The following is an 11,187-nucleotide window of genomic DNA, read 5'->3' on the forward strand; positions in this document are numbered from 1 at the left end:
TGGAAGGGTGAAAAGGATTCCGCGCGGCACGCTTCAGGAGCAGACCTTCTACGAGCAGATCGGCGGGGAGCCGACCTTCCGGCGGCTGGTGCACCGCTTCTACGAAGGGGTCGCCGAAGATCCCCTGCTGCGGCCGATGTACCCGGAGGAGGACCTCGGTCCGGCCGAGGACCGGCTCGCCCTCTTCCTCATGCAGTACTGGGGCGGCCCCACCACCTACAGCGAGAACCGCGGCCACCCCCGGCTGCGGATGCGGCACGCCCCCTTCACCGTGAACCGGGCGGCCCACGACGCCTGGCTGCGCCACATGCGCACGGCGCTGGAGGAACTGGAGCTCTCCCCGGAGCACGAGGAGCAGTTCTGGCGCTATCTGACCTACGCCGCCGCCACGTTGATCAACACCGACGACGACGCATGACGGCGGGCGCCGAGCCGGGCCGCTGAGCCGCCGGGCCGCTGAGCCGGCACGGCCCGGACCACGGGTCCGAGGGCTTTCCGGGCTGCCGGGAGCCCTCGGCAGAGCCGCCGCGTGCCGCTCGGACGGACGGGGAGCGGCCCGCAACCGATACGGGAAGCCCGGGCGCCGGGGAACAGGCCGAGCCGTTCCGAGGCGGCGTGCGCGTCGCCGAGCGCACCGGGGGAGGCCGGGCGGCCGGTATCGGCGCGGTCCGGCCGGATCCGGTCAGACCGGTGTGAGCGGCAGTCCCGGCGGGGTGCTGCCGCGCACGGCGATCGAGCCGTAGGGGGTGCGGAGGCGGAGCCAGGTGCCCGCGGCGAGGAGCGCCAGGGGCTCCTCCGGGACGGTGCGCGGGGCGACAGCGGTCGCCGAGGCCGTCGCGCTCGCCCTCACGGCCGTACCCCCGCGGGCGGGCCGGACCGGTCCGGCCCGCTCCGGGGCCGGGCGGAGGAAGCCGAGGGACTGCGCGGCGTGCGCGGCGCGCAGCGGAAGCCCCGTGCCGTCCAGCGTGCGGGACCAGATCTCGCGCCCGATGCGGTCGCGCTCGGCGCGGGTGCGGCGCGGCTCGGGAAGCGCCGCGTCGCGGGTGCGGAACTCGGCCACGGCGGCGGCGAGCGCCGCACGGATCTCCTCCGGTCCGGGCAGTCCGGGCAGCTGCCGCCAGCCGGTGCGCGGTGGCAGCACCCCGGCCCAGGGCGGGCCGGTGACGCTGCCGGGCACGCGGACGGACGCCCCGCCGTCCGGGTCACCGGACGCCGGGCCGGACGGGGACGCGGCGTCCAGCGCGTCGGCCAACTGACCGGCGGACACGGTCAGATCGAGCCCTCCCGGACGGCCGGCCGCGTCCGCGAGCCGTGCGGTGCGGATGGCGAGCACCTCGAAGGGCGCCGGGCGGCCGAAGACGGCGAGCAGGCCGCCCCCGGTCTGCAGGCGCACCGCAGCCGCGCGGTCGTAGTGGATCAGCCGGACCAGGAAGGCGGCGAGGTCCGCCGCCTCCCCGGTGTCCGCGAGACGCAGTGCGGTCATGCCGCGACGGCCTCCCCGGCGGGACCGCCGGCCTCCGGGTTCCCGGTGTCGGCACCGCCGGCGGCGTCGTCCGTGTACGCCTCCAGGAAGGCGCGTTCCTCGGCGGTGATGCGGCGCGGCCGGCCCTCGGCGAGGTTGTACGGGACGACGATGGTCGAGGCCCGGACGTACACCTGCTCCCGGTCCTTGACCTCGTAGGCGACGGTCAGCGACGCAGCCCCGATCTTCGTCACCCAGGTCTCGACGGTGACCGGCTCATGGCGGTGGACCAGCGGACGCAGGTAGTCGATCTCGTGCCGGGCGACCACCGAGCCGCCGGTGAAGGACGTGCTGCCCTCCCCCGGCGCCAGCCGGAACATGAAGTCGATGCGCGCCTCCTCCAGATAGCGGAGGAAGACCACGTTGTTCACATGGCCGAAGGCATCCATGTCCGACCAGCGCAGGGGGCAGGAGTAGACGTGTCGCACGCTCAGCCCCGGGTGAGCTTCTTGTGCGTGGCGCGGTGCGGACGGGCCGCCTCCGGGCCGAGCCGCTCGATCTTGTTCTTCTCGTACGACTCGAAGTTGCCCTCGAACCAGAACCACTTGGAGTCGCCCTCGTAGGCGAGGATGTGGGTCGCCACGCGGTCGAGGAACCAGCGGTCGTGGGAGACGACCACGGCGCAGCCGGGGAACTCCAGCAGCGCGTTCTCCAGCGAGGAGAGGGTCTCCACGTCCAGGTCGTTGGTCGGCTCGTCGAGGAGCAGCAGGTTGCCGCCCTGCTTGAGGGTGAGCGCCAGGTTGAGGCGGTTGCGCTCACCGCCGGAGAGGACCCCGGCCGGCTTCTGCTGGTCCGGGCCCTTGAAACCGAAGGCGGACACATACGCCCGGGAGGGCATCTCGACCTGGCCGACGTTGATGTAGTCCAGTTCGTCGGAGACGACGGCCCACAGCGTCTTCTTCGGGTCGATGTTGGCGCGGCCCTGGTCGACGTAGGAGATCCTGACCGTCTCACCGACCTTGATCGAGCCCGAGTCCGGGGTCTCGATGCCCTGGATCATCTTGAACAGGGTCGTCTTGCCGGCGCCGTTGGGGCCGATCACGCCGACGATGCCGTTCCGCGGCAGGGTGAAGGAGAGGTCCTCGATGAGGACCTTGTCGCCGAAGGCCTTGTTGAGCTTCTCGACCTCGACGACGACGTTGCCCAGGCGCGGGCCCGGCGGGATCTGGATCTCCTCGAAGTCCAGCTTCCGGGTCTTCTCGGCCTCGGCGGCCATCTCCTCGTAACGGGTGAGGCGCGCCTTGGACTTGGCCTGCCGGCCCTTGGCGTTGGAGCGGACCCAGTCCAGCTCCTCCTTGAGCCGCTTGGCGCGCTTGGCGTCCTTCTGGCCCTCGACCTTGAGGCGGGCGGCCTTCTTGTCGAGGTAGGTGGAGTAGTTGCCCTCGTAGGCGATCGCGCGGCCGCGGTCGAGCTCCAGGATCCACTCGGCGACGTTGTCGAGGAAGTACCGGTCGTGGGTGACGGCCACGACGGTGCCCTTGTACTTGGCGAGGTGCTGCTCCAGCCACTGCACGGACTCGGCGTCCAGGTGGTTGGTGGGCTCGTCGAGCAGCAGCAGGTCGGGGGCCTCCAGCAGCAGCTTGCAGAGGGCGACGCGGCGGCGCTCACCGCCGGAGAGGTTGGTCACCGGCCAGTCGCCGGGCGGGCAGCCGAGGGCGTCCATGGCCTGCTCCAGCTGGCTGTCCAGCTCCCAGGCGTTCGCGTGGTCCAGCTTCTCCTGGAGCTTGCCCATCTCCTCCAGCAGCGCGTCGGAGTAGTCGGTGGCCATCTGCTCGGCGATCTCGTTGAACCGCTGGAGCTGGTCGATGGTCTCGCGCACGCCGTCCTGGACGTTCTCCAGCACGGTCTTGGTCTCGTCCAGCGGGGGCTCCTGGAGGAGCATGCCCACGCTGTAGCCGGGGGTGAGGAAGGCGTCGCCGTTGGACGGCTGCTCCAGCCCCGCCATGATCTTGAGAACCGTCGACTTGCCGGCGCCGTTCGGGCCGACGACGCCGATCTTCGCGCCGGGCAGGAAGCTCAGCGTGACGTCGTCGAGGATCACCTTGTCGCCGTGCGCTTTGCGCGTCTTGCGCATGGTGTAGATGAACTCAGCCAAGAGAAACCGTCCGGCAATCGATGGGTGGGTGGGTACACCCATCTTGCCGTACCGCCGCTCCCGACCGGAAACCCGTTGTCCGCGTCGCGGGACGCTCGGGGCGCCGGCGCGGTACGCCCTGCCGTCCGGAGGCGGCGGGACGGGGACGGGCGCGGCGGCCGCGGGCCGTGAGAGCCGCGAACCGGCGCGGCCGGGGCATGGCGAAGGGCCGGAATCCGTGGATTCCGGCCCTTCGCTCGGGTGCTTCACAGGTCACCGCGGAGGGTGCGCGCCGCACCGGCCCGGTCCGCGGCCGGGGCGGCGGGGGTCACTCACCCGCGACGGCGGCCTTCTTCCGGCGGAGGAAGAAGACGGTGGCGCCACCGGCCAGCACCAGGGCGAACGCGACACCGGCGATCACCGGGGTGGCGCTGCTGCTGCCGGTCTCGGCGAGGTCGCCCTCACCGGCCGGGGTGCCGGAGTCGTCGCCGGCCTCGTCACCGGAACCGCCGGCCGTGGCCGGGCTCGGCTCCGAGGACGGCACGGGGCCCTCGCCGGTGCCGGTGGTCTCGCAGTCGAGGACGCCCTCGAAGGTCTTCTCGAAGCCGTTCGGGCCGGTGATGGTGAACTTGTAGGCCTGGTCCTCCTTCACCGGAAGGGTGACGGTCTCGGACTTGCCCGCCTCGATGGTGTGCTTCTGTCCGCCGAGCTCGAAGGTGAACGGCTCGTCACCCTCGTTGGCGGCCGTCACGTCCACGCCGTTCTTGGCGCAGTTCTCCTTGGCCGAGACGGCCGGGACGGGACCGGTCTTGGCCCACTCCGCCGTGGCCGTGGCGGTCACGGTGCTCTCGCTGGAGCCGGCCAGGATCTGCGTCTGGCTCTTGGTCGGGCTGGCGAAGGCCCGGCCGACCTCCACCTTGGTGGTGGCCTTGACGTTCAGCGAGGTGGAGCCGGCCGGGGTGTCGGTCGGCACGTCGAAGAACAGCTCACCGCCGTTGGCGATGCTGGTGACCGGCTGGCCGTTCTTGTCGACGACCTTGACGTCGGCCGCGGCGGCACCCGGCTCGACGGTGGCCGATTCGGCGTTCGTCTGCACCTTGATCGGGCCGAGCCGGTCACCGGGCTTGCCGGAGACGGCCGGCGGGTCCAGGACGAGCGACGCCTTCGGCTCCGCCAGGTTCTGCGCCGCCTTCTCCAGGTAGTCCGCGAGCTTCTCGGCCTCGGGGTTCTTGGCCTCGACATTCGCCTGGTCCGAGAAGCGCCAGATGGCGACCTGGGTGCCGGCCGCGGCGGTCTTCTCCGTCAGGCTGCCCGCACCGGCGCTCTTGGCCAGCGCGGCCAGGTCGTTCACCTGCGGGTAGGAGTTCTGCAGGATCCAGCGGATCTTGCCCGCGTCGGCGTTGTCGTGCAGCGAGGTCTGGTCCCAGGACTTCTCCTCGTACTGGGCCTTCTTCTGCGTGGGGTTGGCGATGTCGATGCAGTAGGTCTGCAGGCTGCCGCCCCCGTTGACGGTCATGCCGAAGAGGCCGGCGCCGACCTCCTGCTTCTCGCCGCCCTTGTGGGTGATGATCGCGTCATCGAACACCTCAAGACCGTTGAGGGTGGCGGTCACACCGCCCTCGAACGGAACGGCGTCGTCCGCGACGGCCGGCGCGGCGGTGGCTATCGCACCCGCCGCGACGAGGCCGGAGGCCAGAACCGCGGCGGCAAGGCGGGCAGAGCCCCGCCTGCGTACAGAGATCATGAAATTTCCCCTCCGAGCGAGGCAGCCTTGGGAGCGCCTCGCGGTCAAACCTGTAAGCCCCCGTGGCTACGCACGGGATCTTAGGAAGGAAGTGTGACCGAATGACCGGCCAGTTCAGCCGATAAGCGTTCCGAAGCGGAATCGTTATACGAGAGAGCGTTTCTGACCTGGGATTATCGATAAATCCGCACGCGGCCGGAGGGGCAATCACGGGGGATTGGGATCACACCCTCACGACCGGAACAGTCCACCGGAAGCCTCCGGATAGTCATCCAATCCGGACGCTCAGAACCCGGTGCCCGCGAGCCGCGGCGAGGCTTCCGCCGACGGCGGGCCCCCGGCCGCCGGGTCCGTTCCCGGCCGCGCTCCCGGCGGCGTTTCCCGGGGTTCGGGCGGCGACGCGCCCGGCGGCCCCGGAGCCGCGGCGGGCCGACGGGCCGTCACCTCCGCCGCCGGGCGCGTCACCCGGTGGAACGCCGAGGTGCCCCGCGCGAGGTCGTGGCCCACCGCCGTCGCGTCGATGTCCGCCGACACCCGCGGCCTGCCCTCGTGTTCCGTCTCCCGCACCCTCAGCCGGCCCCGCACGATGAGCGGTTCGCCGACGCTCACCGACGCCGCGACGTTCGCCGCCAGCGCCCGGCGCGTCCATACGGTGTAGAAGCTGGTGGGGCCGTCCGTCCACACCTCACGCTGCCGGTCCCAGCGCCGGGCCGTCGCGGCCAGCCGGAACCGGGCGACCATCAGCCCGTCGGCCGTCTCCCGGCAGTCCACCCGCGTCGCGGCGTTGCCCGTCACCGTCAGCACGGTCTCGTTCATCGCGTCCGCCTCCCCCTGGTCCCCGCGGTCCCGCTCTCGCGGCGCGGTCCGCATCCCGCCCTGTCCGTACGGCTGCCATCGTGGCCGGATCCGCCGTAGTCCGCTGGGGCCTGTGGACTACTCACCGGTTGTGGAGAACCGGCTCACCCGGAAGGAGGGCCGACAGCCGCGAGAACACCGGCCCCAAGTCCCGTGACCCACCTCACACCGGCTCCTGTCAGGAATCGCCGCGCCGTCCCGCTCAAGGAGCAAGCGATTCAGACAGGAGCCACACCATGAAGCACCGCATCCTCGTCCTCGGTGCCGGTTACGCCGGGGCCTTCGCCGCCGGCAGCCTGGCCCGCCGGCTCTCCCCCGCCGACACCGAGCTCACCGTCGTCAACGCCGAGCCGGTCTTCGTCGAGCGGATGCGCATGCACCAGCTCGCGGCGGGCCGGGAACGCCCGGCCCGGCAGCTCACCGACGTGTTCGCGGGCACCGGGGTACGCCTGCGCGTGGCGCGCGTCACCGCGATCGACCCGGAGCGCGGGACCGTCGCCGTGACCGGAGAGGACGGCACCGGCGAACTCGGGTACGACACGCTGCTGTACACGCTCGGCAGCCGGGTCGCCGACCACGGCGTCCCCGGTGTGGCCGAGCACGCCTTCGACGTCGCCGGGCGGCCGTCGGCGCTGCGGCTGCGCGCGCGCCTGGACGACCTGGACGGATCCGGCAGCGTACTGGTCGTCGGTGAGGGCCTGACCGGCATCGAGACGGCCACCGAGCTCGCCGAGGCGCGTCCCGGTCTTTCCGTGACGCTCGCGGCCCGGGGCGAGCTGGGAGCCCGGCTCTCCCCGGGAGCCCGGCTCCACCTCCGCGAGGCCTTCGACCGGCTCGGCATCACCGTCCACGAACACACCGTCATCGAGGCGGTCGGGGCGACGCACGCGGTCGGCGCGGACGGCACGTCCTTCCCCGCCGACGCGACCGTGTGGGCGGCCGGCTTCGCCGTGGACCCCTGCGCCGCCGCCGCCGGTTTCGAGGTCACCGGTGAGGGCCGGATCGTCGTCGACGACACCATGCGCTCGGTCTCGCACCCGGACGTCTACGCCGCCGGTGACAGCGCGTACGCGATCGGCGCGAACGGCCGGCCGCTGCCGATGTCCTGCGCCTCGGCGGGACACACCGCCCTGCAGGCGACGGACGCGATCGTGGGACGGCTGACCGGACGCCCGGTTCCGCGCGTCAAGAAGACCTACATCGGCAACCACATCGGTCTGGGGCGGTACGACGCGATCCTCCAGATGGTCGATGGCGGCACACGGGCGAAGTCCTGGTTCGTGGGCGGCCGGAAAGCCGCGCGGGTGAAGGCGGGCATCATCAGGGGCAGCCTGTGGGGCGTGACGCATCCGACCTTCGGCATGCCGAAGCGCAAGCGCCGCCTGACCGCCACCACAACTCCTGCCGTCACCCCGGCCGTTGCCACGGCGCCCGAGAATGCCGCCGCATAAGGTCGACCGCGTGGAGAGCACCGCCGCTGACCGCTTCGAGGCCGGCCGGGCCCGGCTGGCCTCGCTCGCGTACCGTCTGCTCGGCTCGGCAGCCGACGCCGAGGACATCGTGCAGGACGCGTACCTGCGCTGGCACGCCGCCGACCGGGAGCGGATCGAGGTGCCGGAGGCATGGCTGACCAAAGTCGTCACCAACCTCTGCCTGGACCGGCTCCGCTCGGCACCGGTGCGCCGCGAACGCGCGGCCGGCGCCTGGATGCCCGAGCCCCTTCTCGACGGCGATCCGATGCTCGGCCCGGCCGAGACCTTCGAGCAGCGCGAATCGGTGTCGCTCGCCGTCCTGACCCTGATGGAGCGGCTCTCCCCGGTCGAACGGGCCGTCTACGTCCTGCGCGAGGCGTTCTCCTACCCCCACTCCGAGATCGCCGCGATCCTCGACGTCTCGGAGTCCGCGAGCCAGCAGCACGCCCACCGGGCCCGGCGCCGGGTCGCGGCCGCGCGCCGCGGCGGCGGTGAGGTCGACCCGGAGTCCGCGCGCAGGGTCCTCGAGGAGTTCCTCGCCGCCGCGTCCTCGGGGCGTACCGAACGTCTGGTGGCCCTCCTCACCGACGACGCGACCGCGGTCTCCGACGGCGCGGGCCTCTTCAGAACACTGCGGCGCTACGAGACGCCCGAGCGCGTCGCCACCCTGATGCGGAACGCCGTCAAGCCCACTCCCGCGAAGCGGCGCCTGGTGGGCGGCTCACCCACGTTCCACATCGGGCGGGTCAACGGCCGGCCCGCCGTGCTCGCCGTGCTGGAGGACCGCATCGTGGGCGCCGCGGCGTTCGAGATCAGCGATGGCAAGGTCGCGGCGCTGCACGGCGTCGCCGCCCCGGAACGGCTCGCCCGCCTCACCGCGGCGTGGCGGCGGCACACACCCGGCGCGCCGCCCATCGGCCGGTGGTGACCCGCGTCGCCGCCGCCCCGCTCCGCCGCGCCGGGGTCCGCGTGACGGACGGCGGTGGAGCGCTTCTCCGGCCGGGGAGCCGGTGGGGCCGGGGGGCCGGGGGGCCGCGGCCCCACCGGGGCGTCCCCGGTGCCCGGCGGGTGCCGGGGACGCCCCTCAACCCGGCCGGGGGCCTCCGGCGGTGACGGCGTGCTGGGCCCGCGCCTCGCGGTAGCGCAGCAGTTCCGCGGCCATCGGTTCGAGGACCAGGGACCGGCCGCAGGCGGCGGACGCGTCGCGCAGCGACCGTTCCGTCTCCTCACCGCGGCGCCGGGCCGGGCCCCGGGACGCGATCCGGCAGAGACGGGCGAGCAGCGGGCCGCACACCGAGGCGGTGACCAGCAGCAGCGCGGGTCGCGGCCAGTCACCGGCCGGTCCGGCCGCCAGCCGCGTCATCAGCCAGACGGCGGCGGTGACGTGAAGGCCGAGCAGCAGCCACTGGGTGGCCGAGACCACCGCCCACCAACGGGGCCGGCCCGGTCTGCCGCCGGGCACCGGCCGGACGGCCGCCCGGTCCAGGGCTTCCGTCAGCTCTCCGGTACCGCCCACGGCGGAGTCCAGCACCGCGCGGGCCCAGGGCTCCGGAAGGCCGGCGGTCGCGTCGGCCGCCACGGCCCGCACGGCCTGCTCCACCACGGCGCGGGCGGCCCGCGGCCCGGACCCTCCGCCGCTGTCCGGTTCCGGGCCCGGGGGGCCCGAACCCGGGCCCGGGTTCGGGCCCCTGGACAGGCCCATGCCCGCGTCCGTGACCGGCTCGGCGGCCGGACCCGTGCCCGGGGCGGGTGCGGTGCCGGGTTCCGGGGCGGCCTCCGGGACGGCGGCCGGGCCGTCCCGCCGGGGCCGCCGGGCCGGGGCGCCCTCCCCCGGCTCGGGGCCGGCCGCCGAGCCGGTCACGGCCCGCGTCCCGGTCACGCTCCCCGTCCCGGCCACCACGGACCCGGGCGACCGCCTCGCCGCGAGGTGGTGGCGCAGCCTGGTCCACGGAGTGCCGCACGCCTGTTCCGACTGGCTCAGCCAGGCCCGTTCGGCCGCCTGCCCGGCCGCCACGGCACCGACCGACGCGGCCAGCCGGTCCTCGAACTCCTCGCGGCCCCGCGCCGAGAGACCGGTCCAGCCCTCGGCCAGGCAGACCGGAGCGAGCCGGTCGGCGGCACCGTCCACATCGGCGGCCAGTCTGCGCTCGGCGGCCTTGCGGGTCGCCACGAAGCGCGCGAGCTGTTCCCGCAGCTCGCCGACGCCCTCTCCGGTCAGTGCCGACAGCGCCAGCACCATCGCTCCCGGCTCGCCGTGCTCGCCGACGGCCAGTCCGTCCTCGTCCAGCAGCCGCCGCACGTCGTGCAGTACGCGGTGGGCGGCGTCGCCGGGAAGCCGGTCGATCTGGTTGAGGACCACGAAGGTCACCTCGTCGTAGCCCGCGAGCGGACGGAGATAGCGCTCGTGCAGCACCGCGTCCGCGTACTTCTCCGGGTCCACGACCCACACCACGGCGTCGACCAGGCCGAGCAGCCGGTCCACCAGCCGGCGGTGGCCGGGGACGGCGGAGTCGTGGTCCGGCAGATCGAGCAGGACCAGCCCGTCCAGGTCCGGCGCGGGGTGGTGCCCGGCACCCGGCGCGGATGCCGGTTCCGGTGCCGGTTCCGGTTCCGGCGCGAGGCCCGGCCACTGCCGGCACGGGTCGCCCGGGGCCCGGCGGCGCAGGGCGGAGGGCACGCCGAGCCGGTCCAGGAGACCGTCGGCCCCGTCCGACCAGGTGCAGGCCAGCGGCGCGGTGGTCGTGGGACGGCGGATGCCCGTCTCGGAGACCGGGGCACCGGCCAGGGCGTTGAACAGCGTCGACTTGCCGCTGCCGCACGCCCCGGCGAGCGCGACGACGGTGTGGCCGAGGGAGAGCCGGTGCCGGGCCACGGCCTCGTCGAGCACCTGTCCGGCCTCCGTGAGGAGGCGCGCGTCGAGCCGGGCGGCGGAGAGTCCGACGAGCTCGCGCAGCGCCTCCAACCGCGTCCGCAGGCCGCGGCTGAATCCGGCGGGCGGACGCGGCGGTTCCGGGGCCGGGTCGGCCGGAACGTGGCGTGCCGGGGAGGCGGTGCCACGTTCGCCGCGTTCGCCGCCCTCCTCGCCCCCGGCCCCGGTCCCGGCCCCGCGTGCCCCGGCGCCGGCGTCGTCCGCGCGGCTGCCCGGACGGGCCCGCTCGATGTCGTACGGACGGGCGGACCGGGGGACGCCTGCCCAGGGTGCGCGCCGGGCGATCAACCCGTCGTTCCAGGCCAGGTCTTCGGGTGCGGGCGGCTCTGCGGTCCGCTCCGGGCAGGGCCGGGGCTCCGCCTCCGGCCGCTCCTCCTCGCTCCGCGGCGCGTGGGAGGTCCGTGCCGGTGCCTCGGGTGGAGCACCGGCCCCGCGGTCTTCCGGTGCGGGCGCGGCTCCGTCGGGCCCCCTTACGGCCCCGTGTCCCGTGCGCGTCCCGGCGGGGCCGGGCCCGGCACCGGCCCAGGGGTGCGAGCCGGTGTCCGGGCCGGGCCCCGTCCTCCGGCGGGGACTCCCCGGCGCGGACGCGGA

The 11,187-nt window shown here is 74.1% G+C and carries 9 protein-coding genes; 3 read left to right on the forward strand and 6 right to left on the reverse strand.

From position 1 onward, the window contains the following. The first annotated feature begins 7 nt into the window (after nt 1-7). Entirely contained in the window at nt 8-418 is a 411-nt protein-coding gene (locus KBZ10_RS02675; protein ID WP_210985832.1) for a globin, read from the forward strand. A 264-nt stretch (nt 419-682) separates the two neighbouring features. Here KBZ10_RS02675 and KBZ10_RS02680 read toward each other — a convergent pair whose 3' ends face one another. From KBZ10_RS02680 to KBZ10_RS02700, 5 genes are all read right to left on the reverse strand, one after another. Next, a complete protein-coding gene (locus KBZ10_RS02680) occupies nt 683-1,483 on the reverse strand; it encodes a hypothetical protein (protein WP_210985833.1) in 801 nt (266 codons plus the stop codon). Beyond that, a complete protein-coding gene (locus KBZ10_RS02685; protein WP_210985834.1) occupies nt 1,480-1,950 on the reverse strand; it encodes a thioesterase family protein in 471 nt (156 codons plus the stop codon). Before KBZ10_RS02685 ends, KBZ10_RS02680 begins: the two co-directional genes overlap by 4 nt. Before the next feature lie 2 nt (nt 1,951-1,952). After that, entirely contained in the window at nt 1,953-3,617 is a 1,665-nt protein-coding gene (ettA, locus tag KBZ10_RS02690) for an energy-dependent translational throttle protein EttA (RefSeq protein ID WP_210985835.1), read from the reverse strand. A gap of 307 nt (nt 3,618-3,924) precedes the next feature. After that, nucleotides 3,925-5,340 (reverse strand): thioester domain-containing protein, encoded by a 1,416-nt coding sequence (locus tag KBZ10_RS02695; RefSeq protein WP_210985836.1) that lies wholly within the window; start codon nt 5,338-5,340, stop codon nt 3,925-3,927. A gap of 285 nt (nt 5,341-5,625) precedes the next feature. Further along, nucleotides 5,626-6,156 carry a single-stranded DNA-binding protein gene (locus tag KBZ10_RS02700; RefSeq protein ID WP_210985837.1) on the reverse strand — a complete coding sequence of 177 codons (531 nt, stop codon included), beginning with the start codon at nt 6,154-6,156 and terminating at the stop codon, nt 5,626-5,628. Nucleotides 6,157-6,431: 275 nt separating this feature from the next. Between KBZ10_RS02700 and KBZ10_RS02705 the strand changes: the two genes are divergently transcribed. Together KBZ10_RS02705 and sigJ are read left to right on the forward strand one after the other, a co-directional pair. Then, nucleotides 6,432-7,646, forward strand: a complete 1,215-nt coding sequence (locus KBZ10_RS02705) for an NAD(P)/FAD-dependent oxidoreductase (RefSeq protein WP_210985838.1) — start codon at nt 6,432-6,434, stop codon at nt 7,644-7,646. A 10-nt stretch (nt 7,647-7,656) separates the two neighbouring features. Next, nucleotides 7,657-8,595, forward strand: coding sequence for an RNA polymerase sigma factor SigJ (gene sigJ / locus KBZ10_RS02710; protein WP_210985839.1), 939 nt, complete (start codon nt 7,657-7,659; stop codon nt 8,593-8,595). A gap of 156 nt (nt 8,596-8,751) precedes the next feature. Here the strand turns inward: sigJ and KBZ10_RS02715 are convergent, their stop codons facing one another. After that, a complete protein-coding gene (locus KBZ10_RS02715; RefSeq protein WP_307847152.1) occupies nt 8,752-10,884 on the reverse strand; it encodes a GTPase in 2,133 nt (710 codons plus the stop codon). Nucleotides 10,885-11,187: the final 303 nt, after the last annotated feature.

It is taken from the genome of Streptomyces sp. F63 (genome assembly GCF_018070345.1).
Lineage (GTDB): Bacteria > Actinomycetota > Actinomycetes > Streptomycetales > Streptomycetaceae > Streptomyces.